Here is a 24,847-nt window from a genome sequence, read left to right as displayed (position 1 = left end):
GTTTTTTATAGTTTATCCATTCCAGCAAGACTTGCGCATTGCAAAGTGCATACAGATTGATCGAATTCTTGCGCAAAAAGTAATCAATAGATATTTCTTGTTCATTGTGACTGCGTAGTTGGCACAGACTCGAGTTACCCGAGGTATCTCTTGCATCAGAAAGCGAACATTTAACAATATCTTCGCCGTCCGATTTGACTTATCGAGTCTCGAACGTCATCTGTATGCAGAATGTTGAGGTGAGCAGATTCGTATCGTGAAGCAGACCAGGCGCAGAGAAGTGATCCGCACCGGAACCACCGTCGAACAGATGGTGCGCGCGATTGCCGACATGATCGTTACGGGTGAACTCCTGCCGGGCGCGAAGCTGGACGAGGTGTCGCTCGCGGCTCGTTTCGACGTTTCGCGCACGCCGGTACGCGAGGCTCTGCGTGAGCTGGGCGCCATGGGATTGATTGCGCGCGAGCCGAACCGCAGTGCCGTCGTGACCAATGTCACCGAGGCTTATCTGCATTCGATGTTCGAGGCGATGGCGGAGCTCGAAGCGATCTGCGCCAGGCTCTCGGCCGAGCGTATGACGGTCGATGAACGGCGCGCGCTGGAGTTGGAACATCGGGGATCGGTGAGGCTCGTGCATGCCGGCGCGGAAGAAGAATATTCGGCTCACAATACCGAATTTCACACCCGGCTTTATCGCGGCGCGCATAATGATCATGTCTTCGAGATGGTGACTCAGACACGGGCGCGGCTCGCGCCTTTTCGACGGGCGCAGTTCCGTCTGCCCGGGCGTCTGGCAAAATCCTATGAGGAGCACGGCCGGATCGTCACGGCGATCATGCGCGCGGACGCCGCAGCCGCGGGGCAGGCGGCATATTCCCATGTGGAAATTGTCAGCGATGCCAGCGCGGTCTTTGCAACGCCCGGGGAGTAAAGAGGGCACGACGCCTGAAATCAGGCGCCGCTACGAAGGCGAGAAAACCACGACCGGCAAACGCCGCGGTTATGTCCCGGTCTCTACTCCGCCGCTTCGATGAAGCGGTGGCGTTCGTAGAGGAACTTCAGCACGGCTTCACGGCATTTGAGATATGTGCGGTCGGAGGCGAGTTCGATGCGATTGCGGGGACGGGGCATGATCACATCGAGCACTTCGCCGATGCGGGCCGCCGGGCCGTTGGTCATCATCACGATGCGATCGGACAGCAGCACCGCCTCATCGACATCATGGGTGATCATCACCATCGTGTTGCCAAGGCGGGCGTGGATTTCCATCACCGCGTCCTGCAGATGAGCGCGGGTCAGCGCATCGAGCGCGCCGAAGGGTTCGTCGAGCAGCAGGATCTTCGGCTCCATTGCAAGCGCGCGGGCGATGCCGACGCGCTGTTTCATGCCGCCTGAAATTTCCGAAGGCCGCTTATCCCTGGCATGCGCCATCTGCACGAGATCGAGGTTGGCCATCACCCAGTCATGCCGCTCGGCCTTGGTCTTCGTTCGGTTGAAGAGTTTGGAGACGGCGAGATTGACGTTCTCGTAGACCGTCAGCCAAGGCAGCAGCGAGTGGTTTTGGAAGACGACGGCGCGTTCCGGACCGGGTCCGTTGACCTCACGGTTTTCAAGCAGCACGGCGCCTGCCGAAACCGGGGTCAGGCCGGCGATGAGGTTGAGCAGGGTGGACTTGCCGCAGCCCGAATGGCCGATGATCGAGACGAATTCGCCTGCGGAAATCGTCAGGTTGATGTCCTTCAGGACCTCGGCGCGCACGCCGCCCCGATCGAAATGTTTGTCGATATGGTCGAGCTTCAGATAGGCGTTCATAGGTGCGTTCCTCAGTTGGCCATGGCGCCGCGGGTGATGAGTTTGCCGAGTGCTGCCACCAGCTTGTCGAGGGCGAAGCCGACGATGCCGATATAGGCGAGCGCGACGATGATGTCCGGAAGGCGCGACGAGTTCCATGCGTCCCAGATGAAGAAGCCGATGCCGACGCCGCCCGTCAGCATTTCGGCCGCGACAATGGCGAGCCAAGAGAGGCCGACGCCGATCCTGAGGCCTGTGAAGATGTAAGGCGCTGCCGAAGGCAGCATGATCTTCCAGAAAAACTCGAACTGGTTGAGGCGCAGCACCTCGGCGACATTGCGGTAATCCTGCGGAATATTGCGGACGCCGACGGCGGTGTTGATGATCACCGGCCAGATCGACGTGATGAAGATCACGAAGATCGCCGAGGGGTTGGAATCCTGGAAGGCTGCGAGCGACAGCGGCAGCCAGGCGAGCGGCGGAACCGTGCGCAGCACCTGGAAGATCGGATCGAGGCCACGCATCGCCCAGACCGACTGGCCGATGATCGCCCCGATGATGACGCCGGTGACCGCGGCAAGCCCAAAGCCATAGAGAACGCGCTGCAGCGAAATGAGCACGCGCCAGCCGAGCCCGATATCCTGGGAGCCGTAGTTGAAAAACGGATAGGCGATCAGGTCATAGCTATCCTGCCAGACCCGATGCGGCGAGGGCAAAGACGCATCCGCCGACGAACAGAGCACCTGCCAGACAAGCAGGATGAGTGCCAGCACGACGACTGGCGGAACGACATTGCGAAGTGCGGTCAGTGCCGCTCGACGAAAATCGATCCGCGATCCGTGCTTGCCGGAAAATGGCAGAACCTTTGCCGCCTGCTTGGCAGGGGCGGCCATGGAGGGATTTTCTTTATTTGCCAGGGCGGACATCAACGTGCTCCTCACGTGAATGAAAGGCCGGCGCGCTGTCGCGCGCCGGAGCGGGTCAGGAGACAGCCTTGATCGAAAGGCTGTCGAGATAGGCCGAGGGATTTTCGGGGTCGAAGACCTTGCCGTCGAAGAAAGTCTCCTTGCCGCGAGAAGACGATGCGGGAATATCGGCCGCCGCGACGCCGAGATCCTTGGCGGCCTCGCGCCAGATGTCTTCGCGGTTCACCTGATTGACCAGCGCCTTGACGTCGGTGCTCGCCGGCAGATTTCCCCAACGGATGTTTTCCGTCATGAACCAGGTATCGTGGCTCTTGAACGGATAGGAGGCGCCGTCTTTCCAGAACTTCATATAGAGGTCGGTGGCTTTGACATCGCGGCCGTTGCCATAATTGATGTCGCCCTTGAGGCGGCCGAGCACGTCCTTTGTCGGAACGTTGAACCATTGGCGCTTGCCGAGAATGTCAGCCATTTCCGCCTTGTTGTCCATGCTTTCGCACCACTGCTGAGCCTCCATGACGGCCATCAGCAAGGCCTTGGCAGCATTGGGATTCTTTTCGATCCAGTCGGCGCGCAGTCCGAGCGCCTTTTCAGGATGACCCTTCCAGAGCTCGCCGGTGGTGGCTGCGGTAAAGCCGATGCCCTGGTTGACGAGCTGCTCGTTCCACGGTTCGCCCACACAGAAGACGTCCATGTTGCCGACCTTCATGTTGGCAACCATCTGCGGCGGCGGCACGACGATGGTCGAAACGTCCTTGTTCGGATCGATGCCGCCGGCGGCGAGCCAGTAGCGGATCCAGAGGTCATGGGTGCCGCCCGGGAAGGTCATGGCAGCCTTGATCTCCTTGCCCTCCGCCTTCTTTTTCTCGAATGCCGCCTTCAGCTTGGAGGAATCCAGCTGCACGCCGGTGTCGCCATATTCCTTGGCGACGGAAATACCCTGGCTGTCGAGGTTGAGCCGGGCGAGGATAGCCATCGGCACCGGCTTATTGTTCTGCGTCACCTTGCCGGTGTGCATGAGATAGGGGAGCGGCGACAGGATATGGGCACCGTCGATACCGTTCGCTGATCCGCCGAGCACAAGATTGTCGCGGGTCGCACCCCAGGATGCCTGTTTGGCCACATCCGTTTCCGGAAGGCCATGCTTGTCGAAAAAGCCCTTTTCCTTGGCGATGATCAACGGTGCGGAATCGGTGAGAGCGATAAAGCCGAGCTTGGCACCTTTCACCTCAGGGCCTGCTCCGGCTGCGAAGGCGCCGGACGGAAAGGCGGTCTTGACGGCGCCGATGAGGGCAGCCGCTGCGGTCGTCTTGAGCATGCTGCGGCGGGTAATGCCGGTTGTCGAAATCCCAGTCTGCAAATTCTTTGTCATGCGCAGGTTCCCTCTGCTGGCTGAATTTGGACACAAAAAAACGCCGCCGGAAATTGCGTCCAGGGGATGGGAGAATCCCGGAGCAAAGACCTTGCGACGTCGGTGTCTAATGTAGGCGCTTATGCCGCGCCTATCTGCGCCGGTCGCCATTGACCGATGCCTCTCAGTACCTGCAAGCAGCGTGCCAGTTCTGCTGAATGCTGGTAACGGCCTGAAGTAAAATGAGAAACCGATGAATTTATAACTGCCTATACTTTAGGCATGATTGCTTTATGCCGACATTTTGTGCGATTGCTGTTGTGGTCGCAGTCGCGAGAGCAACTATTTGTGCAGCGCACGCGCGCGGCTCGGCCGCCGCGCTGGCACCGCAAAGCCGAGATTATCGCTCGAATGGTTCGCCGAGCGAAGCGACGCCGTTCAGTTTGAGCAGGCGGCGGTCAGCGGAGATGATGCCGAGCACGATGATCGTGACGAGATATGGCAGGCTCGAGAGCAGCTGCGAGGGAACGTCCAGTCCGGTTGCCTGGGCTGCAAGCCCCATCAGCGAGACCGCGCCGAAGAGGCAAGCGCCGAGGAAGATACGGCCGGTGAGCCAGGTCCCGAAGACGACGAGCGCAATCGCGATCCAGCCGCGCCCGGCGATCATCCCGTCGGCCCAGAGCGGTGTATAGACCACCGACGCATAGGCGCCGGCGAAACCAGCCATCGCACCGCCGAATGCGATGGCAAGGACGCGGACTGAGATCACCGAATAGCCGATGGCGTGAGCAGCCTTCGGGTTCTCGCCGACGGCGCGGACGATGAGGCCAAGCTTGGTGTAGGCAAATATCGTCCACAAAGCCAACGTCGCGGCGAGTGAAATCCACACGACGATGTCCTGGACGAAAAGGCCACCGACAACCGGCAGATCCGAAAACCCGGGAAGGGCGAGCTTGGGAAGTCCCCTGACCGTGAGGCTTTCATAGGTCTTGCCGAAAAGCGCGGAAAGGCCCTGACCGAGAATGCCGATGGCAAGGCCCGCGGCCACCTGGTTTGCCCGGAAACCCAGCGTGACAAAGGCAAAGAGCAGGGAAAGGACAGCACTGCCCAGCCCGGCGACGACGAAGCCCAGGAGATGCCCGCCGCCCTGATAGACGACGATGAAGCCGAGCACGGCACCGAGAGCCATCAATCCCTCGACCCCGAGGTTGAGGACGCCGGCGCGCTCGGCTACCAGCTCTCCGAGGGCTGCCAGAAGAAACGGTGTCGCAGCCGCCAGCATGCCGGCAAGAATGAACTCGATGGCATTCATAAGGGGCTCCGGTGAGCGGCGCGGCGCCATTCAAGGCGATAGCGCACGAAGGCGACGGCGATCAGGTAGGCGAGCAGCAGACTGCCCTGGAAGACACGGACGGCGGCGATCGGCAGATTGGCCGAGACCATGGCATTGTCGCCGCCGATATAGATGACCGCCATGATTAGCGCCGAGACCACGATGCCGATCGGATGCAGGCCGCCGAGATAGGCGACGATAATGGCCGCATAGCCATAGCCGCTCGCGACCGAACGTTGCAGCTGGCCGAGCGGACCGGCGACTTCGGCGGCACCGGCAAGACCGGCCGCAAAACCACCGATCAGCAGCGAAAGCCAGATCGCCCAACCTTCCTTAAAGCCGGCATAGCCGGCAGCCCGCGGCGCCAGACCGCCGACCTGCAGCTTGTAACCGATGAAGCTCCTCTGCATGAATACCCAGGCCGCAATCGACAAAGCCAGCGTGATGAGGAATGAGACATTGACGCGGGTACCGGCAATCAGAGTCGGCACCATCGCATCATACTGAAACATCACCGACTGGGGGAAGTTGAAGCCATTCGGATCCTTCCAGGGGCCGAGCAGCAGATAGTTCAGCAACTGCGCCGCCACGAGGCTCAGCATCAGCGAGACGAGGATCTCGTTGGCATTGAGGCGCACACGCCAGAAGGCGGTGAGCGAAGCCCAGAGAGCGCCGCCGATGGCGCCGAGCAACAGCATCGCCGGCCAGATCCATTGGCCTGTTGCCTGGGGAAACCAGACCGGAATGGCAGAGGCGAAGATCGCGCCAAGAATGAACTGGCCTTCGGCGCCGATGTTGAAGACCTTGGCACGAAAGCCGATCGCCAGCCCCTGCGCGATCAGAAGGAGCGGTCCTGCCTTGAGGAGCACTTCCGAAAATGACGCCCAGGAAAGGAAGGGTTCGAAAAGCATCGCATAGACAACCGCGACAGGGTCGCGGCCCATCAAGATGTAAAGGCCGAGGTTGAGCGCGATCGCTATGACAAGTGCTATGACAGGCGCCAGCAAGGCCGCGGCAAGCGAGGCGCGCTCCCGGCGGACCAGGGTGGGAACGAAAGCAAGGGACCAAGCGCTCATTGCTGGACTTTCTCAGGCGAGGCTTGTGCCCCGATCATGTATCGGCCGACCTCCTCGGGCTTCGTATCCCGCGTTGCGAGCGGCGGGCTGAGCCGGCCGTGATGCAGCACCTGGATGGAATCGCAGAGCTCGAACAGTTCTTCCAGCTCCTCGGAAATGACGAGGATCGCCATGCCCTGATTGCGCAATGCGACCAGACGGCTGCGGATGGCGGACGCGGCGCCGATATCGACGCCCCAGGTCGGCTGCGCCAGGAAAAGCAATTTGGGAGACAGCATGATTTCGCGACCAACGATGAACTTCTGCAGATTGCCTCCGGATAGGGTGCCGGCTTCCGCATCCGGGCCGGGAGTGCGCACATCATACTGACGGATGCAATCATCGGTGAACGCCGTCGCCCGCGCCCTGTCGATGAGGCCACGCCGCAAAAGCTTGAGCGGATGGGCCGTCAGCAGGCTGTTGAGGACGAGCGACATTTCGGGCACGGCCCCGCGTCCGAGCCGGTCTTCCGGAACGAAGGCAAATTCGAGCGTCCGCCGCCCGGCGGCATCGAGCCTGCCGACATCCATACCCATCATGTAGATCCGGTCGCGTTGGTCGCGCCCCAGCACCGTCTCGCCTGAAATCAACGCGGCAAGCTCGCTTTGACCGTTGCCCGAAATGCCGGCGATCCCGAGGATTTCGCCGGCACGAACTTCGAGGCTGATGCCGGAGAGCGGCACCGCGAAGGGATCATCGGGCTGATAGTCCAAACCGATGATCTCCAGCCGCTTTTCCCCACCAGACAGTGGCAGCGCCGACATCGTCGCCGGCATGTCATGGCCGATCATCATGCGGGCAAGGTCATGAGCATCATGCTCACGCGGGTCGACATCCCCCGTCACCCGTCCGCCGCGCAGGATCGTCGCCCGGTCGCAGATCGCCCGGATTTCTTCGAGCTTGTGGGAGATCAACAGGATGGAAACGCCGCCATCGCGCAGCCGTCGCAGCGTGTCGAAGAGCCTCTCCACCAGTTGCGGCGGCAGGACGGAGGTGGGCTCGTCGAGGATCAGCAGCTTCGGATTGGTCATCAGGCTTCGGATGATCTCCACCCGCTGCCGTTCGCCGACGGACAGCGCATGCACATGGGCAAGCGGGTCGACTTCGAGGCCGAATTCCCGTCCAAGCGTCCGAATGCGTTCCTTGAGCTCAGCCTTGCGGCCCGGCACGACCAGTCGAATATTCTCCAGGACGGTCAGGGTCTCGAACAGCGAGAAATGCTGGAACACCATGCCGATGCCGTTGCGCCTCGCCTCGGCGGGGGAGGCGAGGCGCAAAGGGTTTCCTTCCCAGATGACCTCTCCGTCGTCCGGTTGCTCGACGCCGTAGATTAGTTTCATCAGCGTCGATTTTCCCGCCCCGTTTTCCCCGAGGATCGCATGAATCGATTGCGGCGCCACGTCCAGATCGATGGCCTGATTGGCATGGATCTGGCCGTAGCTCTTCGAAATGCCGCGCAGCGACAGGAGCGGGGTGGTCATGACTTATTTCGGCAGCGGCGTGGACACGCCCTTGACGTGCCAGTTCATGGCGATGATCTCGGGGTCGGCCATGGTCGCACCCGATGCGACAGCTTCGCTGCCGTCGGCCTTGGTGATCGGCCCGGTGAAGGGCGAGAAGCTGCCGTCGGCGATCTTTACCTCGATCTCCTTGATCTTGGTCATCACGTCAGCCGGAATATCAGGATTCCAGTCGACCACTTTGACGACCTTGTCGGCAACGCCGAGGAACGCATTGGCGCCCTTGAACGTACCGGCGAGATGGGCATCGACCGAAGCCTTGAAGAACGGCGACCAGTCCGTCGCGATGCAGCCGAGATAGGTTTTCGGTGCATATTTCTTCATCGAGGAATTGAGGTTGAAGGCGTAGACGCCGGCTTCCTCACAGGCCGAAATGACAGACGGCGTGTCCTGGGCGTTGGAGAAGATCACGTCGCACTTCTGCGCGATCAGAGCCTTGGCGGCTTCCTGCTCCTTGGCCGGATCGAACCATGAGTTCACCCAGACCACCGAGACCTCGATATCGGGTTTGACGGCCTGGGCGCCGAGCGTAAAGGCGTTGATCGAGGTAATGAGCTCGGGGATGGCAAAGGCGGAGACAGAGCCGAGCTTGCCGGTCTTGGAAAGTGCTGCCGCAGCCATGCCGAGCAGATAGGTGCCCTGGAAATATTTGGCGGCGAAAGGCGAGAAGTTCGGAGCGACCTGGAAGCCGGAGGCGTGCAGAACGGTAACGCTCGGATCGCGGCGGGCGATCTGCAAGGCGCCGTTCTGATAGCCGAAAGAGCCGGCGACCAGGAACTTGTTTCCGTCGGCAACGGTCTTGTTCATGATGCGGTCGGCGTCCGGGCCTTCGGCGATATTCTCGAGCACCGTGACCTTTACCTTGTCGCCGTAAGCGGCCTTGATCGGCTCGAGGCCGGCGGCAAGTGCGTGCCCCCAGCCAACGTCGCCGACGGGCGAGGGGATTACCAGCGTGATGCCGAGCGGCTCGTCGGCGGCCAAAGCAAGCCGGCTGCCGAGCGCGCCGGCGAGGCCGGTGGCTGCAGCGGCCGTCATCAGATTTCTGCGGGTCAGTTTGGTCATGTTCTCAGTTCCCTCTTTTGGTTTTTTTAGAATTCCACGGTGGATAGTGCGGCCTCGGCATCGGCAGCCAGCTTGGTTTCGTCGAGCCCGGGAAATTCGCCCTTCTGCCAGACGATGCGGCCATTGATCATCGTCATGTCAGTCGCCATGCCGATGCCGACGCGGGCAATCAGGCTCAGCGGATCGTGGCGCGTGCCGACATAATCCATGCGCCGAGTGTCGATCGCAAACAGGTCGGCGGCCATGCCGGGCGCAAGCCGGCCGATATCGCGCCGGCCGAGCAGGCTGGCACCCCCGGTCGTGCCGTAGCCGAGGAAATCGACCGGCGGCGGCACGGGATGGGCACGGCTGGAGGAGACGAGGCATTGCAGCATGTAGGCGGAGTGCAGGCAGTGCATCAGGTTGGAATTGTCGTTGGAGGCAGCACCATCGCAGCCGAGGCCAACGCGCAGGCCGAAGGCGGCCATGGCCGGAATGTCGGTGACCTCGGCGCCGACCAGATAGACCGGTTCCGGGCAATGCGCGACGCCGGTGCCGCTGGCGGCCATCTTCCTGAGTTCGTCGTGGTTGAGCTCCCAGCAATGAGCATAGAAGGCGTCGGGTCCGGCAAAGCCAAGTTCTTCCAAATAATCGACCGTGCGCATGCCATGGCGCGCCTGAATGACCAGGCTTTCGCCTTCGCCGACATGGGTATGCATCATGACGCCGCGATCACGCGCCAGCGCCACCGATTCCACGAAAGTCTCGCGGTAGCAATTGACCGGCTGACAGGGTGCCACCACGACCTGGCGCATGCTGAAGGGGCTGATATCGTGGTAGGTGTCGATCAGCCGGGCGCAGTCGGCGATGAATTCGTCCGTTGTTTCCAGCATCTCGTCGGGAATGGTCGAGCCTTCCGACTTCGGCAGGGTGTTGCCGCCGCGGCCGGCATGGAAGCGCATGCCGAGCAGTTCGGCCGCCTCGAACTGGCGGTCGATCAACCGTTTTCCGGCGTGCCGGGGGAAATTATATTGGTGATCCAAGGCCGTGGTGCAGCCATGCTTGATCATCTCGGCCATCGCCGTGACGGAGGCGTGGTAAAAACATTCCTCGTTAAGTTGCGAAAAGATCGGGTAGATGCGGTCCAGCCACTCGATGACTGAGAGCTTCGTCCAGTCGAGATCGGCGCGGTTGCGCACGAAGCACTGGAAGAAGTGATGATGGGTGTTGACGAGACCCGGATAGACGAACCAGCCGGCAGCATCCTCAACGGTCGTGCCGGCAGGCAACGTGTCTGCCAGCAGATTTTCGCCGATCGCCACAATCGCCGAGCCGTTGGTCAGGAGATCGACATTGCGATGGACGACCGGCCCTTTGCCCTCTTCGACAATCACGGCTGCACAGTTCTTTAGGAGATATCCAGCCATCTCACGCATCGCCCGGTTCGATCTGGGGTTCGGGCTTCAACTCGTGCAGTCGGTGAATACCTGGCATCTCGATAAACCTGTCGAGGGCGCGCAGCGCGCGGGACCAGAGCCGGATCGCAGGATAAGCATCCAGCGTGACGCCGCCATCGGGCGCCAGCGCCACATAGGGAAAGCAGGCGATGTCGGCAATTGTCGGCCGGTCGGCGGCGAGGAAGCGCATGCCGCGAAGACCCTGCTCGACGAGCCCGGCTTCAAGCTCGCGAAGCGCGGCAATGCCCTGGGCCTGCAGCGCGCAGATATCGCCGGGACGCAGCAGCATTTCATGGAGCCGCGCTGCCCCGAGGCTTGCCGTCAGCCGGCTGGAGAATGACAGCCATTGCTGCACCCGCGCCGCTTCCTCGGCCTTACCGCTGCCGAGCCATTCGGGTGCGGCCTTGGCGGCGAGATAGACGAGGATCGCCGAGGATTCGGTCAGGATCAGGTCGCCATCCTCCAGGATTGGAATGGAGCCTGCCGGATTGAGTGCAAGCAGTTCGGGCCCGCGATGCTCGGCGCCGGGATGGAAATCCACCGGGCGTAGTTCCAGTTTCACGCCGGTCAGCGCCGCCATCAGGCGCACCTTGTAGCAACTCGGCGAGAGAATATAGTCGTAGAGCTTCATTGCGCCACCAGCTGTGCGCCATAGGTATAATTGTGGCGCTTCAGCCAGCGCCGGTAGGCGATCGATGTCAGATCGGCCCGCGTCGGGATTTCCATGCCGGGGTCGAGCGGCAGCAGCCGCGGGATCTGGTTTTCGAGGATCGAACGGTCCTGCAGAAAGATCGTCTGCTGGAAATGGATGAGATCGGTCATCGCAGTTTCGTCGTCGAAGAGCGCCATCCATGGCCAGACGTCGCAGAGATCCTCGGCCAGCGGCTGCACGAAGATCGTGATGACATCCCATTCGCTCGGGCGCGGCGGGCAGGTCTTGTAAAGCACGGAGCAGGTCGGTGCCGGCACGCGGTACATGTATTCCGTCGTGATCCCGCCGCTTGCCGACTTGGCGGCCTGCGGCTGATAGAATTTCACCTGCGTTGCCCAGACCTCATCTTCTTCCTCGCGGATCTCGACCTTGTAGTTCTGCACTTCCGTATGCGGCTCTGCGCCGAGAATGTCGGTGTGGACGAAGGGGAAATGGGCGATGTCGAGGAAATTCTCGACGGCGCGGAGCGGCGAGCAGCGCACGCGCACCACGCCGACATCGACGAAGCGGCGGCCGGGTTGATCGGCCTCGGGAATGGGGAAAAGTTCCTTCTTCGGCTCGCCGAGGGAGGACCAGACATGGCCGTAACGGACGCGCACCGGCAGAACACGGCCGTCTCCGGCCGTCACCTTCGCTTTGCCGTCGCCATCGCGCGCCACCTCGATCGGCTCGCCCATCAGCGCAGTGGTGCGACCGGCGCCATCTAGCTGGCTGAAAAGCCCGACCGGATACCATTCATCGATCATCGCCTGCATGCTCATTGCGCGATCTCCTTTTTCTGAAGATCCTCAGCCCGACGCCGCAGGCTTTCGGCGGCCCGTGAAGCGCCGATGCCCGCAGGAAGGCCGGCATCACCCTTCAGCAGCACATGGATCAGCGTCCGTCCGTCTTCTTGGGCGGATAATAGCAGACAGATGGTCCCGGCGGGTGTGTCGATCTCGACAAGACCATCAGGGCTCGCCTTGCTGCCAGCCGCCACCTCGATCGCGGCAATGCCGGCGAACGCCGTCAGGGAGCGCAGGGGAATGAGGCCCTCGAGCCTCGGCGGCTTCGATACGGGCGTGCCCACGGCCACCCAGATCACACTGTCCGCTTCCTCGACATCATGGGTGGCGACATGGATGGTTTCCGGTGGCGTCAGCCCCGGATGGGCGGGAATGCGGAGACAGTTTCCGGCCTGGCCATAGCTCCAGCCGTGATAGATGCAAGAAAGCGCCTCGCCACGCACGAAGCCGTGAGACAGGCGCATGCCGCGATGCGGACAGCGATCCGCCGATGCCGATATGCGTCCGGAAGCGCTGCGCCACAGCGCAATTGATCCGGCTGCCGTCCATGCCGGTATGACGGTTCCGGCCGGCAAATCCCGGGAGAGGGCGACTGGCGTCCAAAAGCCCGTCGTATCGGAAGGCATGACTAGAATTCCCAAACAAAACCAGATGCTTGCCGATCAAGTCCCGCGTCGGCGCCGCGGCAATTCCGCCGCAACCCTATCAGGTTTGCATAATTATTTCGCATTGGCAACATTGAGTAAATAATATGCACAGAGGAAATATCCTACAGCCCGGCACTAGGTCTTTTCGCGCTGAGCGCCGTGCGTTCTATCCTCTCGACCCATACGTCGATAGGCCCGAGAGAGCATCCCATCTCCATCATGTCGATCAGTTCTTCCGGCCCGGCAACCTCAAGTTCGATCCGCTGGGAACTCGTATGAGATATGGTGTGCGAGAGCCCAAGCTTGGCAGCGTGGCGCCGGATCCAGGGAACGAAGGAGGCCGCCTCCAGATCACCGACAATCGTCATCCGCTCCAGGGGATAGCTGGTATCTTGTTCCGTCACCATAATGCTCTTCCTTGCTCTCCAACAGCATAGCGACGGAATGAACTTGCGGAAGGGGTCATCGGCAAAGGCAAGCTCGCCACGCGCAAGTCAGCGCACTCCGAGGTCCCGATGCGACCTGCGCAGCTTTGCAGGTGTGACGTGATAGGTGCGCCTGAACCAGTTCACCAGATGGGCGAATTCGTGAACCCGGATGGTTTGCACGGTCAAGTGCATGAAGTATATGAGGCAAATGGCGTTGTCAGCTTCCCTGATGCCGAGCCGGCTCCTGCGGTGGCCAAATGGAGCGCCGGCTTTCGCTTTCTTTTATCATGGTGTGTCTTGTCGCGGCGGAGCGCCTGAACTTGGGGTAGGGCATGACAGGTCAAGCGATCAGCGCGACGTCAATCGTTGTCATGTCCTACGCCGGCCGAACCGGACCGGCGGCTCGGCCACCGTCCCAGTCCCATGAATTACCGCCCGCCCTCGATCTTGCGGTGACGCTGGTTGATGCCGCCCTTGCCGTAGGGATAGTCGAACGGCTGGGGCGCGCTCACATCGTTCAATCTTGCCATCTCGTCGTCGGAGAGCTTGAGCTTCATCGCACCGAGATTGTCGGCGAGCTGTTCCGGCGTGCGGGCGCCGAGGATGACTGAGGTGATCGCCGGCTGCGCCGCCGTCCAGGCGAGCGCCACCTGCGCCATGCTGACGCCATGCGCCTTGGCGACCTCCTCGACGACAGCGATGATCGCCCAGGTTCGCTCCAGCGCATTGCGCGGCGCATAGGATTCGCCGCCGCGATTGGGGTTTTCACCGAGGCGGGTGGCACCCGTCGGCATCTCGTCGCGCTTGTATTTGCCGGTCAGCCAACCGCCGCCGAGCGGTGACCACGGCAGGAGGCCCATGCCGGCATCCTGGCAGGCCGCGACGATTTCGAGTTCGATGTCGCGCACCAGCAGGTTATATTGCGGCTGCAGCGTCACCGGGCGCGTATAACCGCGTGCCTTGGCGATCTCCGAGGCCTTGGCGATGTGCCAGCCGACATAGTTGGAGAAGCCGTAATAGCCGATCTTGCCGGAGGAAACCGCATCGTCGAGGAAACGCAGCGTCTCCTCGATCGGCGTCAGCGCGTCCCAGGCATGCATCTGGTAAAGGTCGATCTGCTCGAGGCCGAGGCGGCGGAGCGAATCGTCGAGCGCCTGGCCAAGATGCCGGCGCGACAGGCCGATATCGTTGGGGCCGTTGCCCATCGGGAACCGCCCCTTGGTGGCGACGATCGCCTGGCGAGCCTCAGTCGGGCGCGCCTTCAGCCAGCGGCCGATGATCTCTTCAGACTTGCCGGCGCTGTAGACATCGGCGGTATCGATGAAATTCCCGCCCCAGGCGAAATAATCGTCGAGCAGCTTGTGCGAGGCGGCCTCGTCAGCCTCCGCGCCGAAGGTCATGGTGCCGAGGCAATAGGCGGTGACGACGGTCCCGCTGGGACCGAGCTTGCGATAATCCATGTTTATCTCCTCTTTGAACACAACCACGGCATCAACGGCGGCTGTCATTTCGATATCGACGGCGGTGAAGGAAAGAGCAGCGAACTACCTTCACACGTCCCAAACGGGGCACCAATCGCCGTTTACCAGCCGCATGCCCTTCTCGAGGCCTTCAATCCGTTTGATCTCGGCCAGCGTCAGCGTGATCTTGCGGGCTTCGAAATTCTGCATGATGCGGCCCCTCTTGCTGGAAGACGGGATGACGACATGCCCCTTGGCGATGAGGAAGGCGAGCGCGATCTGGTCGCTGGTGGCGCCGCGGGCCTTGCCGATCTCTTCGAGAACCGGGTCGCCGACGACGGCGCCGCGCGCGAGCGGTGAATAGGCCGTGACCGCGATACTGAGCTTTTCGCAATAATCGATGATCGGCCGGTTCTGCATATAAACATGGCACTCCACCTGGTTGGTGGTGATCGTGCGGCTGCCGAGCAGGCGGATGCTTTCGTCGATCAGCGCTTTCGTAAAGTTCGAAACGCCGATCTGCCTGGCAAGGCCGGCATCGAAAACCTCGGCGAACTGGCCGAGATAATCGGCAAGCGGATATTTATTATGCGGCGACGGCCAGTGCAGCAGCAACAGGTCGACCTGGTCGACGCGGAGCTTTTCCAGGCTCTCCCTGACCGACGGCATGACGGCTCCGGGGCCGTAGTTGTCGGGCTTCATCTTCGTGGTGATGAAGATTTCGTTGCGCGCCACGCCGGCGTCTTTGATGCCGCGGGCGACATCCTGCTCGTTGCCGTAGCCCTGGGCGGTGTCGATGTGGCGGCATCCGGCTTCGAGCGCCCAGATGACGCCCTGATGGGCTTCATCGGCCGAGCGGTTCCATGTGCCGTACCCCATCTGCGGGATGCCGGCGACCATTGCTTCTTTCGTCATGTTCTCTTCCTACGCAGCAATTCAAAATCTTACTGCGCGTCCGAAAAGCCGCGCGGCGCTGTCGTCAGAAACCGGCGACGTGCAGCGGTTTGTAGGGGGCTTCGAGCGCCTTGACGTCATCACCGGTGAGTTCGAAGTCGACCGCTGCGATCGCATCTTCGAGATGGCTCATCTTGCTGACGCCGACGATCGGCGAGGTCACGACCGGCTTCTGCAGCACCCAGGCCATCGCGACCTGCGCCATGGATGTCTTGCTCGCCTTGGCGACGGCTTCGACCGCCTCGACGACGTCCCGATCGCCGGTCTTCTCATACATGCTCTTGTTGTAACGGTCGGTGGTGGCGCGCTTGGTCTCGGTGCCCCAGGGACGGGTCAGCTTACCGCCGGCAAGCGGGCTCCACGGCAGGACTGCGATACCCTGATCGCCGCAGAGCGGCAGCATTTCGCGTTCCTCCTCGCGATAGGTGAGGCTGACCTGGTTCTGCATCGAGACGAACTTCGTCCAGCCGTTGACCTCGGCTGCATGCTGGAGCTTGGAAAACTGCCAGGCCCACATCGAGGATGCGCCGATATAGCGGGCCTTGCCGGCGCGCACGACGTCGTTCAGCGCCTGCATGGTTTCTTCCACCGGCGTGAACGGGTCGAAGCGGTGGATCTGGTAGAGATCGACATAGTCGGTGCCGAGGCGGCGCAGGCTGTTGTCGATCTCGGTAAGGATCGCGGCGCGGGAAAGACCCTGGCCGTTTGGGCCGGGGCGCATGCGACCGAACACCTTGGTTGCCAGCACGATCTCCTGGCGGGGCGCCAGTTCCTTAAGCAGGACGCCGGTGATCTCTTCGCTGGTGCCCTGTGCGTAGACATTGGCCGTATCGAAGAAATTGATGCCGGCATCCCATGCGCGCTTGTAGAGTGGCCGCGCCTCTTCGAGCCCTAGAACCCACGGGCGTTCGTCCGTCTGCTTGCCGAAGGACATGCAGCCGAAGCAGATGCGGCTGACTTCAAGCCCTGTCTTGCCAAGTCTTGTGGTCTTCATGGTCTTTCCTCGGAGTTGTTGGTTGGCCGTGGCGGAAATGCGCCTCGCGGCATCATGCGCCGGTAACGTATTTCCGCCAGTTGTGTTCTTCCTTGAAACCGAGAACTTCCCGGATCTTCCGGTTCGAGAGCGGCGCTTCGAATTCGCCGAGCTCCCGAAGGATCGGCGTGTTCGGCGCCCATTTGCCGAGGAAATCCCGCGTTGGCTCGCTTGCCGTGATCGTGTCGTTGACGGCATTGAAGACCTGGAAACCGAGGCCATCGGCCTGCAGGCAAAGATCGACGATCTGCCCGAGATCGCGGGCATCGATGTAGCTCCAGGCGTTGCGCTTGCGCGATGGCGGATCGGCAAGGAAGCCTGGAAAACGCTCATATTCATGCGGTTCGATGACGTTGGCGATCCGCAAGGCGTAGATGTCGATGCCGCTGCGCATTGCAAAGGCGCGGGCCGTCTTCTCGTTGACGACCTTGGAGAGCCCATAGCTGTCCATCGGGTCGATGTCATAGTCTTCTTCGAGCGGAAACGAATGGAAATCTTTGTCGCCCTCGGCAAAACAGACGCCGTAGGTCGTTTCGCTGGACGCGATGATCACCTTGGGAATGCCGAGTTTCACCGCCGCTTCGATGACGTTATAGGTCGAGATCGCATTGACCGAAAAAGTCTGATTGTCGGGCTTGAGCAGCAGGCTCGGTATAGCCGCAAAATGCACGACGGCATCGACCTTGGCCGGTCCGCCCGGCGTTTGCAGACCCTCACCGCTGAAATGCATCGACAGGGCGTTGAAGGTCTGGCCGCCGTCGGTGAGATCGGTGATCAACGTCTGCACGCCGGGGCAGTCCAAGGGAACGAGGTCGAGGTTGCGGACCTTGTGTCCCTTCCCCACCAGATATGGAACCGCATGGCGGCCGGCCTTGCCGCTGCCGCCGGTAAAGATGATCCGCTTGCTCATGTGATCTGTCCGCTTCCTGATGAAGGTTCGATAGAAGCGGTACAACGCGGGAGACCGATGAATCAATAGAGTGGAAATCACTGAACCGATGAACAAGGCTCATCAATGGGAAACAGCCGCTACAATCCGTTCAAGCCGCGAACGATCTTGATCAGCGCGTCGACGCCGAAGGGGAGCTGCCGCCGGCTGGAATAATACATCGAAAACGGCGGGCCTATTGATGCCCATTTGGGAAGGACGACTTCCAGGCGCCCCGCGGAAACGTAGGGGCTTGCCAGCCTTTCCAGGCAATAGGACACCCCGGCACCTTCCAGCGCAGCATTGATGGCAAGATCGGTCTCGCCTGATATCAGCGCTCCGGGAACGTCGATCTCGCGCCGGTCGTCGCCGCGTTCGAATTCCCACTTGTAGATCTGGCCGCGGCCCGTCCGTATCCGGATGCAGCGGTGGGAATTGAGGTCCTCCGGCATGATAGGGCGACCATGACTTCTGAGATAATCAGGAGCAGCGACCGCGACCCATTTTAAAGGAGGAGTGAGAGGAACTGCGATCATGTCTTCCGGGATGGTGCCGCTGTACCGGATACCGGCATCGAAGCCGTCCGCGGTGACATCGACGAACTGGTCATCCACGGCGACCTCAAGTTCGACATTCGGGAAGCGTTGCTGGAAGACCGGAATGGCTGGCCGCAAAAGCAGAACGGCGGCATCTTTCAGAACATTGATGCGAATGCTGCCGGCGCCAGCTTGATAGTGCCCGTTCAAGTCCTCCAATCCGGAGTTGATAAGCTCGAGCCCGGCAGAAATCTTCTCAGCGAGCGCTGTTCCGGCAGCGGTTGGCGCAACGCTGCGGCTGGTTCGATTAAGGAGGCGAACGCCCAGCCTTTGCTCAAGCGCCTTCATGCTGTGGCTCAGAGCGGAAGCCGTTACTTCGAGGTGATCCGCCGCTTTCCGAAAACTGCGGTACTGGACTATCGCGAGAAAGATCGACAGCTCGTGAATTTCGTTGCGCTTGAACTGCATGTTGATCTCAGGAGGCTAGTTTGGCGATACTTCGCAACCGGGCATGAAAGCTCTAGCTCGTTCGGTACAACTCAGCACTCGAATGCTGGTTTACCGGCTCGGATTATGCGGCGGTAGTGTCGTGATAACGCGACGGCAACGGCCGCGCTAGCCTCGTCTATTCGCGCTGAGTCGAATTAACACATACCCCATCCCGCCGATTTGAATCAAAAGGTCTGCCCTCATCTCTCTGTCCGTGACGACCTTAATTTTGGTCCATTTGTCTATCTTGGTATCCGCGGGTATAGGCAGGCCTTCTCGCAGCAAAAGGGTAAGCTCAGGTGCCCTATCCGATTTATAGATGCAAATCCTCATCGCATGGCGCCTAACTGCCCCAGATTATGACAGTTATATTGCGCTGCATTATCAACTATTGCAATGCCGCAAACCCCTTCTCTGCAGATGTACCGAGGTCTAACAGCCAACTGAAACCCTCTGGTTCTGGGCTGAACCGATGTTTCCGTGCGGTTGCAACAGCGGGACTCATTTGAATGCGTAGCGGGGGATGAGCCACTCGTCGCCGGTATATCCTCAGCTCCAGCCTCGGTTCCATAATTCAGCTTATGCCATTTTACACTGTAAGGGCTATTTAGTAATGCGACAGTTGGGCCAGTTAGAGATGCGACAGTCTCGCCTCTCGACGCGCTGGTCAATGTCAACGTTGGGAGCAAGGATGACGACCTTCAGCCTGGTCGAGACCATGAGCGGTCGGAGTCGTCATGTCCTTTATGATCACCATGTCGCAGAAAGAGTTGCATCGCCTCGAAGTCATCCAGAAGATCCGTGACCAACGCCTGAGCGTCGTCCAGGCCGGCGAACTGCTTGGGCTTAGCCGAAGTCAGGTCCATCGGCTGCTGCAGGCCTATGACCGAGATGGTCCAGCCGGACTTGTTTCCAAGAAGCGATCACAGCCGAGCAATCGGCGCCATAGCGAGGAGTTTCGCAATGCGGCGCTCGACCTGATCCGCGAACGTTATCTGGATTTCGGTCCGACGCTGGCGCGCGAGAAGCTGATCGAACTGCATCGCATCTCGGTCGCCAAGGAGACGCTACGGCAATGGATGACAGAGGCCGGCATCTGGATCTCGCGGCGTGAGCGAAAGAAGCGGGTTTTCCAACCGCGCGGCCGACGCGACTGCTTTGGCGAACTCGTGCAGATCGATGGTTCGCATCACTGGTGGTTCGAGAACCGCGGCCCCAAATGCGCCCTGCTCGTCTATATCGATGACGCCACCGGCAAGCTTTTGCATTTGCGCTTTGCCGGATCGGAGAACACGTTCGACTATCTGCATGCGACGAAGGCCTATCTGCAGCAATGGGGCAAGCCGCTGGCCTTCTACAGCGACAAGCACGGCGTTTTTCGCTCCACCCATGCGTCGGAGAAAGACCGCACGAGCGGCCTGACGCAGTTCGGTCGGGCGCTCTATGAGCTGAACATCGATATCATCTGCGCCAACACCCCGCAGGCCAAGGGCCGGGTGGAGCGTGCCAACCAGACACTGCAGGATCGGCTGGTCAAGGAGATGCGGCTTCGCGGCATCGATACGATCGAAGCTGCCAATGCCTATGCGCCTGAGTTCATTGCGGATTTCAATTCTCGTTTCGGCAAGCAACCGCGCAATCCGAAGGACATGCACCGGTCGCTGGCCGACCATGAGAACCTCGATGGTGCCATGTGCCGGAAGGAAGTGCGCACGCTGTCGCAATCCCTGACGCTACGCTACGACAAGGTGCTGTTCATTCTTGATCCGACGGACCTTTCTAGGCCGCTGGCGGGAAAGAAGGTCGTTGTCTGCGACTACCCGGATGGCCGCCTCGAGATCATGCACGAGAACTTCACCCTCCCCTACAGAACCTTCGACAAGTTGCGATCGGTCCATCGAGCCGAGGTCGTTGAGAACAAGCGTTTGGACGACGTGCTGTCGATCGTCGCCGAGCTGCAGGCCGGGCGCGAACAGCAGCGTAGCAAGAGCGGCCCTCGCCGCACTGGCCAGACGGATCATATGTTCGGTATTCCCGATGGCAGCCAGGGCAATGGTTATCAGAAGCGTGGCCGCAAGCCTGGCCGGCGGACGGACTTCATGAATGATCCAAAGGTCATCGCAAAAAGGCAGAAGGCGCTGGCACGAATGGAGGCAGCAGAATAAATGGGGCACTCATAATCTCAAAGCTAAAGCCGAAGTGCTGCTCCTCACCCGCCCCCGCTCCTCCCTTGCAACCCGGCCCAGCCGGTCGGATCGTGGGCTGATCGGCGGAGCCGGTGTCGCGTTTCTAACTGGCTGACAGCGTCGCGCATCTAATCAGCTTTGACATACACAATCTGTGATTGCTTACCTTCGACGGGCTCGTCGCAAGAAATCCGGCAAACTACTGCTAAATAACGATAATCTCAAACACTTCTTCAGAAAGATACACGCATGAGAGGATTCAAGGCTTTCTTCGTTCCCTCAGCCGCCATAACGCAGGAGGCACAGAAGCCGGCGTTACTGGCCGAAAGACCGGCCGCCTGCACGAGGATGACGAGGAGCTAGGCGAAGGACCAACGAAAATAGTTGATTGCCGCTCTCATCTTTAGTACCGACCTATACCCGGTTAAAGGATGTCACGTGGCTATACTCCCGATGCAAGATCCGCCTCGAACGGCTGAAACTTTTGTCGCCGAAAATATAGGTCTTTTGATAGAGCGGAACGAAATTCTCTGCGACGTCAGTCTTAAATTTCCGGCAGGAGAAGTTGTCGCGCTGGTCGGCCACAACGGTTCCGGCAAATCCAGTCTTCTCAAAATGTTGGCTCGCCAGCTTGTGCCGAGCACTGGATCGATCTCTTACGGAAACCAGGATCTGAGGATGTATAGCGAACGCGCCTTTGCGCGTTCGGTCGCATATTTGCCCCAGGACGTCACGACCGGATCGGAAATGACGGTCCGCGAGCTTGTAGGATGCGGTCGTTATCCGTGGCACGGAGCGCTCGGCCGGTTCACCAAAAACGATGAAGGCAAAGTCGAGGACGCCCTTCGAGCCACGCATATCGAGACGTTCGCCGACCGTATCATGGGAACGCTATCGGGCGGCGAGCGGCAACGTGCCTGGATTGCGATGCTGATCGCTCAGGATGCTCGCTGCCTGTTGCTCGACGAACCGACTGCGGCACTTGACGTTGCTCATCAGGTCGAGGTGCTCTCACTTGTGCGACGCTTGGCGCATGAAGGCGGAAGGAGTGTCGTCATCGTTCTCCACGACATCAACATGGCCGCTCGCTTCTGCGATCGGATCCATGCGTTGAAACGCGGTCGCGTGGTTGCCAGCGGAACACCGAGCGCGATCCTCGCGCCGAACACGCTGCAAGAGATCTATGGGATCGACATGGATGTAATCTCCGCGCCCAACCTGCCCTATCCGCTCGCCTATGTTTGCTGAGGCCGGCCGTTCAATGGGGATTTCGCGGCGCACCTTTTTGCAGTTCGCGGCGGCCTCGCTCATTCCAGCTCCGCTGTTTGCACAGTCGATGGGCCCAAGGATCGTCAGCCTCGACTACGGTCTTGCGTCCACTCTTTTGTCCCTCGGATTGCCTCCGGTCGGGATTTCGGACCTCGCCGACTGGGACAGATGGGTTGTCGAGCCGCCGATGCCAAAATCCGTCGTCGATATCGGCAGTTCGTTCGAGGTCAATTTTGAAATTCTCGTCGCGCTGAAGCCCGACATTATCTTGACCACACCCTACCTGGATGAGTTGTTGCCCAAGCTTCAGTCGGTGGCGAAAGTCGTTCGGCTGGAAATCTTTACGCCAGGCATTGGACCTATTCTTACCGCTGCCATCGCGGCGACACATAAATTGGCCGTTGAGCTTGGCCGTGAGAATGAAGCAGAGCAGTTCCTCGCGCGAGCTGACGTCTTCTTTGCGCAATGCCGCAGTCGCCTAGTGGGCAAGAACCTGCCGCCGGTCGCCCTCGTGAATTTCATGGATGCCCGCCATGCCCGCATCTACTCGAGTCCCGGACTGTTCCACAATGTGCTCGAACGCATCGGTGTCCGAAATGCCTGGACCAGAGAGTCGAATTATTGGGGTTTTGAAACGATCGGGATTGAAGATCTCTCTAAGGTCACCGATCCGGAGGCGCGTCTGATCGCCTTTGATCCCGTTCCTCCGGACGTTCTTCCGAAGCTCGCTCAAAGCCCGCTGTGGAACAGGCTTGCGTTTGCGCGTCCAGGCCATCTGTCGATCCTGCCGCCGGCCCTGATGTTCGGGATGGTGAACGAGGCGATGCGCTTCGCGGGCCTTTTGACAGATCTTCTGGAAAAGGAAGCTTGATGGTATCCCGCCGCGACAATATCGGGCCAGCAATTGTCTTCCTCCTCCTGATGTGCGGTGGAGGCGTGGCATCGTGGTTTCTTGCCGCTCCTGCGATGTCAGAAATGGCTCGGCCGGATTACGATATCACGCGAATGGTGTTCACCTATTCGACGCTTCCCCGTCTTGCGACGGCGCTGATTGCCGGAGCCGCGCTTGCCTTGTCCGGGGCGCTGTTTCAGCAAGTTTTGCGAAACCCGCTCGCCGATCCTACCACCCTTGGCGTGTCGGCCGGAGCAAACCTGGCGCTGGTGGTAACATCGCTGTTTCTCCCCGACTTGCTTGGCGCCGGCCGCGATCTTGTCGCTTTGATCGGCAGTGCGACCGCTGCTGCGATCGTCGTCAGCCTGGGGGCGCGCCGCGGTTTTTCGCCTTATTCGCTTGTTCTGTCGGGGCTGGTTCTCAGTCTTTGGTGCGGCGGCCTCGCTGCCATCCTGACCTATTTGAACCAGCGCTATCTCTCGAGCCTGTTCATCTGGGGCGCCGGCTCGCTGGCACAGCAAAGCTGGGTCATTCCCCTGTCGCTTCTTTGGAAGTTGGCTGTCATCGCCATCGCCTGCGCTTTCGTGATGAGACCGCTTTCGCTGCTCGATCTTGGCGAGAGCAGTTCCACGGCACTCGGCGTCAGATTGGTCCGGCTGCGTTTCGTTGTCGTCGCCCTTGCCGTCGCGCTTGCTGCATTTGTTACGAGCGCCGTTGGGGTGATTGGTTTCATTGGGCTGGTCGCGCCGACGATTGCGCGATTGTCCGGAGCACGGCGTCCCGCACAACTCATCCTCTGGTCTCCGCTGATCGGCGCCGGGCTGCTGTTCTTCGCCGACTCCATCCTGCAACTCGTCGCCGGCGGACTTGGTGATTTCTTGCCGACGGGGGCAGTGACAGCCATCTTCGGTTCGCCGCTGCTTCTCGCGCTCCTGCCGCGGCTGAAGATCCGTCATAGACTACAGCAATCGCCGGCGTTCAGACGGCCACGTCGATGGGATGGAAGCGCACCGGTCATCATCGCGGCCGCCGGCCTGCTCGTCCTGTTGATGGTCAGCGCTTTTCTCGGACGCGACATCAATGGCGGTTGGGCTTTTACATCAGGCGAATTTTCGGCCGATGTCCTTGCTATCAGGATACCTAAAGTCCTCGCCGCCCTGACATCGGGCGCCATGCTTGCGGTCGCGGGCTCGATCCTTCAGCGGCTGACCGGAAACGAAATGGCAAGTCCCGAAGTTCTGGGAATCAGTGCCGGCGCGACCTTTGGTGTTGCAATTGCCCTTTTTGCCGTCGCTCCAGGATTTTCCGGTCAATTTGCATTTGCCGTGGCCGGTGCGATCAGTGTGCTTGCTATCATCTTCGTCAGCTCCCGGCGATCCGCATTCGCCCCCGAGCGGGTCCTGCTGGCGGGCATTGCCTTAAGCGCGATGGTCGATGCCGTTGTCGGCGTGTTGAGCTCGACGGGAGATCCGAGAGCAGTTCTGCTGATGCGGTGGATGAGCGGGTCCACCTATCTTATCGAGGGGTCGACCGCCGCAATTGAGGTGGCGCTCGGCGCCGTGCTGATTACCGTCTCGCTCGCCGCTCGCCGCTGGCTTGACATCCTTCCGCTTGGGCCGTCGCCTTCGGCGGCGGTCGGTATACCATTGGCGAAATCGCGATTTGCACTTTTTGGCCTCGCAGGATTGTTGACGGCTGCCGCGACGCTCACGGTTGGCCCATTGTCATTCATCGGCCTCATGGGACCTCACCTTGCGCGGGAGGCGGGATTGGCGCGCGCGCTGCCGCAAATGGTTGGTGCCGCTCTGATCGGAGGGGGGCTTATGGTTGCGGCTGACTTCGTCGGCCGCACGATCGTATCGCCCTACCAGATCCCGGCCGGCCTTGTTTCCGCACTCATCGGAGCGCCGTTCCTGATGCTGATGATGCGCAAGCGCGGCGTCAGCTGAGGGGGTTGCCCACGCAACACCATCAACGATCTCACTATGGCGTTGTCT

At 60.6% G+C, this 24,847-nt stretch carries 22 protein-coding genes; 5 read left to right on the top strand and 17 right to left on the bottom strand.

Annotated elements, in window-relative coordinates; all coding sequences use genetic code 11:
* Positions 1 to 256: 256 nt before the first annotated feature.
* Positions 257 to 931: a GntR family transcriptional regulator gene (locus RlegSU303_RS32330; RefSeq protein WP_032987207.1), complete on the top strand. Its 675-nt coding sequence runs from the start codon at positions 257 to 259 to the stop codon at positions 929 to 931.
* Between the two features lie 83 nt (positions 932 to 1,014).
* Here the strand turns inward: RlegSU303_RS32330 and RlegSU303_RS32325 are convergent, their stop codons facing one another.
* The 17 genes from RlegSU303_RS32325 to RlegSU303_RS32245 form a co-directional block, all read right to left on the bottom strand.
* The gene (locus RlegSU303_RS32325; RefSeq protein ID WP_062944034.1) at positions 1,015 to 1,812 is read right to left on the bottom strand and encodes an ABC transporter ATP-binding protein; all 798 of its coding nucleotides are present in this window, start codon (positions 1,810 to 1,812) and stop codon (positions 1,015 to 1,017) included.
* An 11-nt stretch (positions 1,813 to 1,823) separates the two neighbouring features.
* On the bottom strand, positions 1,824 to 2,717 hold the full coding sequence (ntrB, locus tag RlegSU303_RS32320) for a nitrate ABC transporter permease (RefSeq protein ID WP_231284047.1): 894 nt from the start codon (positions 2,715 to 2,717) through the stop codon (positions 1,824 to 1,826).
* Positions 2,718 to 2,772: 55 nt separating this feature from the next.
* Positions 2,773 to 4,086 carry a CmpA/NrtA family ABC transporter substrate-binding protein gene (locus RlegSU303_RS32315; RefSeq protein WP_179040393.1) on the bottom strand — a complete coding sequence of 438 codons (1,314 nt, stop codon included), beginning with the start codon at positions 4,084 to 4,086 and terminating at the stop codon, positions 2,773 to 2,775.
* A gap of 379 nt (positions 4,087 to 4,465) precedes the next feature.
* Positions 4,466 to 5,377: an ABC transporter permease gene (locus tag RlegSU303_RS32310; protein WP_179040394.1), complete on the bottom strand. Its 912-nt coding sequence runs from the start codon at positions 5,375 to 5,377 to the stop codon at positions 4,466 to 4,468.
* Positions 5,374 to 6,474 (bottom strand): ABC transporter permease, encoded by a 1,101-nt coding sequence (locus RlegSU303_RS32305; RefSeq protein ID WP_131620639.1) that lies wholly within the window; start codon positions 6,472 to 6,474, stop codon positions 5,374 to 5,376. The genes RlegSU303_RS32310 and RlegSU303_RS32305 overlap by 4 nt, the downstream gene beginning before the upstream one ends.
* Positions 6,471 to 7,994: an ABC transporter ATP-binding protein gene (locus RlegSU303_RS32300; protein ID WP_231284046.1), complete on the bottom strand. Its 1,524-nt coding sequence runs from the start codon at positions 7,992 to 7,994 to the stop codon at positions 6,471 to 6,473. The genes RlegSU303_RS32305 and RlegSU303_RS32300 overlap by 4 nt, the downstream gene beginning before the upstream one ends.
* A gap of 3 nt (positions 7,995 to 7,997) precedes the next feature.
* On the bottom strand, positions 7,998 to 9,095 hold the full coding sequence (locus RlegSU303_RS32295) for a BMP family ABC transporter substrate-binding protein (RefSeq protein ID WP_231284044.1): 1,098 nt from the start codon (positions 9,093 to 9,095) through the stop codon (positions 7,998 to 8,000).
* Between the two features lie 26 nt (positions 9,096 to 9,121).
* Entirely contained in the window at positions 9,122 to 10,501 is a 1,380-nt protein-coding gene (locus RlegSU303_RS32290; RefSeq protein WP_131629549.1) for an amidohydrolase, read from the bottom strand.
* Position 10,502: 1 nt separating this feature from the next.
* Positions 10,503 to 11,162 carry a glutathione S-transferase family protein gene (locus RlegSU303_RS32285; protein ID WP_131629550.1) on the bottom strand — a complete coding sequence of 220 codons (660 nt, stop codon included), beginning with the start codon at positions 11,160 to 11,162 and terminating at the stop codon, positions 10,503 to 10,505.
* The gene (locus RlegSU303_RS32280) at positions 11,159 to 12,004 is read right to left on the bottom strand and encodes an aromatic ring-hydroxylating oxygenase subunit alpha (RefSeq protein ID WP_231284037.1); all 846 of its coding nucleotides are present in this window, start codon (positions 12,002 to 12,004) and stop codon (positions 11,159 to 11,161) included. The genes RlegSU303_RS32285 and RlegSU303_RS32280 overlap by 4 nt, the downstream gene beginning before the upstream one ends.
* Complete coding sequence (locus tag RlegSU303_RS32275) at positions 12,001 to 12,654, bottom strand: Rieske 2Fe-2S domain-containing protein (RefSeq protein ID WP_231284035.1); 654 nt, start codon at positions 12,652 to 12,654, stop codon at positions 12,001 to 12,003. The genes RlegSU303_RS32280 and RlegSU303_RS32275 overlap by 4 nt, the downstream gene beginning before the upstream one ends.
* Positions 12,655 to 12,797: 143 nt before the next feature.
* Positions 12,798 to 13,082 (bottom strand): acylphosphatase, encoded by a 285-nt coding sequence (locus RlegSU303_RS32270; protein WP_231284033.1) that lies wholly within the window; start codon positions 13,080 to 13,082, stop codon positions 12,798 to 12,800.
* A 449-nt stretch (positions 13,083 to 13,531) separates the two neighbouring features.
* The gene (locus RlegSU303_RS32265) at positions 13,532 to 14,563 is read right to left on the bottom strand and encodes an aldo/keto reductase (RefSeq protein WP_231284032.1); all 1,032 of its coding nucleotides are present in this window, start codon (positions 14,561 to 14,563) and stop codon (positions 13,532 to 13,534) included.
* A 90-nt stretch (positions 14,564 to 14,653) separates the two neighbouring features.
* Positions 14,654 to 15,478, bottom strand: a complete 825-nt coding sequence (locus RlegSU303_RS32260) for an aldo/keto reductase (protein ID WP_231284026.1) — start codon at positions 15,476 to 15,478, stop codon at positions 14,654 to 14,656.
* 64 nt (positions 15,479 to 15,542) lie between these two features.
* Complete coding sequence (locus RlegSU303_RS32255) at positions 15,543 to 16,511, bottom strand: aldo/keto reductase (RefSeq protein ID WP_231284024.1); 969 nt, start codon at positions 16,509 to 16,511, stop codon at positions 15,543 to 15,545.
* 52 nt (positions 16,512 to 16,563) lie between these two features.
* Positions 16,564 to 17,460, bottom strand: coding sequence for an NAD-dependent epimerase/dehydratase family protein (locus RlegSU303_RS32250; protein WP_131629556.1), 897 nt, complete (start codon positions 17,458 to 17,460; stop codon positions 16,564 to 16,566).
* Positions 17,461 to 17,579: 119 nt separating this feature from the next.
* The gene (locus tag RlegSU303_RS32245; protein WP_131620432.1) at positions 17,580 to 18,482 is read right to left on the bottom strand and encodes a LysR family transcriptional regulator; all 903 of its coding nucleotides are present in this window, start codon (positions 18,480 to 18,482) and stop codon (positions 17,580 to 17,582) included.
* A 758-nt stretch (positions 18,483 to 19,240) separates the two neighbouring features.
* On the opposite strand from RlegSU303_RS32245, the gene RlegSU303_RS32240 reads away from it, so the two are divergent.
* The 4 genes from RlegSU303_RS32240 (at position 19,241) to fhuB (ending at position 24,799) form a co-directional block, all read left to right on the top strand.
* Entirely contained in the window at positions 19,241 to 20,668 is a 1,428-nt protein-coding gene (locus tag RlegSU303_RS32240; RefSeq protein WP_017956550.1) for an ISNCY family transposase, read from the top strand.
* Positions 20,669 to 21,142: 474 nt separating this feature from the next.
* Complete coding sequence (locus tag RlegSU303_RS32235; RefSeq protein ID WP_131720633.1) at positions 21,143 to 21,937, top strand: ABC transporter ATP-binding protein; 795 nt, start codon at positions 21,143 to 21,145, stop codon at positions 21,935 to 21,937.
* A gap of 13 nt (positions 21,938 to 21,950) precedes the next feature.
* A complete protein-coding gene (locus RlegSU303_RS32230) occupies positions 21,951 to 22,829 on the top strand; it encodes an iron-siderophore ABC transporter substrate-binding protein (RefSeq protein ID WP_131720634.1) in 879 nt (292 codons plus the stop codon).
* A complete protein-coding gene (gene fhuB, locus RlegSU303_RS32225; RefSeq protein ID WP_131720611.1) occupies positions 22,829 to 24,799 on the top strand; it encodes a Fe(3+)-hydroxamate ABC transporter permease FhuB in 1,971 nt (656 codons plus the stop codon). The genes RlegSU303_RS32230 and fhuB overlap by 1 nt, the downstream gene beginning before the upstream one ends.
* Positions 24,800 to 24,847: the final 48 nt, after the last annotated feature.

Source organism: Rhizobium sp. SU303, assembly GCF_021052345.1.
Lineage (GTDB): Bacteria > Pseudomonadota > Alphaproteobacteria > Rhizobiales > Rhizobiaceae > Rhizobium > Rhizobium laguerreae.
This window is presented reverse-complemented; position numbering and strand designations above follow the sequence as displayed.

Coding starts and splice junctions, on each gene's coding strand:
- RlegSU303_RS32325 (WP_062944034.1), bottom strand. CDS start 1,812: ATGAACGCCTATCTGAAGCTCGACCATATCGACAAACATTTCGATCGG.
- ntrB (WP_231284047.1), bottom strand. CDS start 2,717: ATGTCCGCCCTGGCAAATAAAGAAAATCCCTCCATGGCCGCCCCTGCC.
- RlegSU303_RS32315 (WP_179040393.1), bottom strand. CDS start 4,086: ATGACAAAGAATTTGCAGACTGGGATTTCGACAACCGGCATTACCCGC.
- RlegSU303_RS32310 (WP_179040394.1), bottom strand. CDS start 5,377: ATGAATGCCATCGAGTTCATTCTTGCCGGCATGCTGGCGGCTGCGACA.
- RlegSU303_RS32305 (WP_131620639.1), bottom strand. CDS start 6,474: ATGAGCGCTTGGTCCCTTGCTTTCGTTCCCACCCTGGTCCGCCGGGAG.
- RlegSU303_RS32300 (WP_231284046.1), bottom strand. CDS start 7,994: ATGACCACCCCGCTCCTGTCGCTGCGCGGCATTTCGAAGAGCTACGGC.
- RlegSU303_RS32295 (WP_231284044.1), bottom strand. CDS start 9,095: ATGACCAAACTGACCCGCAGAAATCTGATGACGGCCGCTGCAGCCACC.
- RlegSU303_RS32290 (WP_131629549.1), bottom strand. CDS start 10,501: ATGGCTGGATATCTCCTAAAGAACTGTGCAGCCGTGATTGTCGAAGAG.
- RlegSU303_RS32285 (WP_131629550.1), bottom strand. CDS start 11,162: ATGAAGCTCTACGACTATATTCTCTCGCCGAGTTGCTACAAGGTGCGC.
- RlegSU303_RS32280 (WP_231284037.1), bottom strand. CDS start 12,004: ATGAGCATGCAGGCGATGATCGATGAATGGTATCCGGTCGGGCTTTTC.
- RlegSU303_RS32275 (WP_231284035.1), bottom strand. CDS start 12,654: ATGCCTTCCGATACGACGGGCTTTTGGACGCCAGTCGCCCTCTCCCGG.
- RlegSU303_RS32270 (WP_231284033.1), bottom strand. CDS start 13,082: ATGGTGACGGAACAAGATACCAGCTATCCCCTGGAGCGGATGACGATT.
- RlegSU303_RS32265 (WP_231284032.1), bottom strand. CDS start 14,563: ATGGATTATCGCAAGCTCGGTCCCAGCGGGACCGTCGTCACCGCCTAT.
- RlegSU303_RS32260 (WP_231284026.1), bottom strand. CDS start 15,478: ATGACGAAAGAAGCAATGGTCGCCGGCATCCCGCAGATGGGGTACGGC.
- RlegSU303_RS32255 (WP_231284024.1), bottom strand. CDS start 16,511: ATGAAGACCACAAGACTTGGCAAGACAGGGCTTGAAGTCAGCCGCATC.
- RlegSU303_RS32250 (WP_131629556.1), bottom strand. CDS start 17,460: ATGAGCAAGCGGATCATCTTTACCGGCGGCAGCGGCAAGGCCGGCCGC.
- RlegSU303_RS32245 (WP_131620432.1), bottom strand. CDS start 18,482: ATGCAGTTCAAGCGCAACGAAATTCACGAGCTGTCGATCTTTCTCGCG.
- RlegSU303_RS32240 (WP_017956550.1), top strand. CDS start 19,241: ATGTCCTTTATGATCACCATGTCGCAGAAAGAGTTGCATCGCCTCGAA.
- RlegSU303_RS32235 (WP_131720633.1), top strand. CDS start 21,143: ATGCAAGATCCGCCTCGAACGGCTGAAACTTTTGTCGCCGAAAATATA.
- RlegSU303_RS32230 (WP_131720634.1), top strand. CDS start 21,951: ATGGGGATTTCGCGGCGCACCTTTTTGCAGTTCGCGGCGGCCTCGCTC.
- fhuB (WP_131720611.1), top strand. CDS start 22,829: ATGGTATCCCGCCGCGACAATATCGGGCCAGCAATTGTCTTCCTCCTC.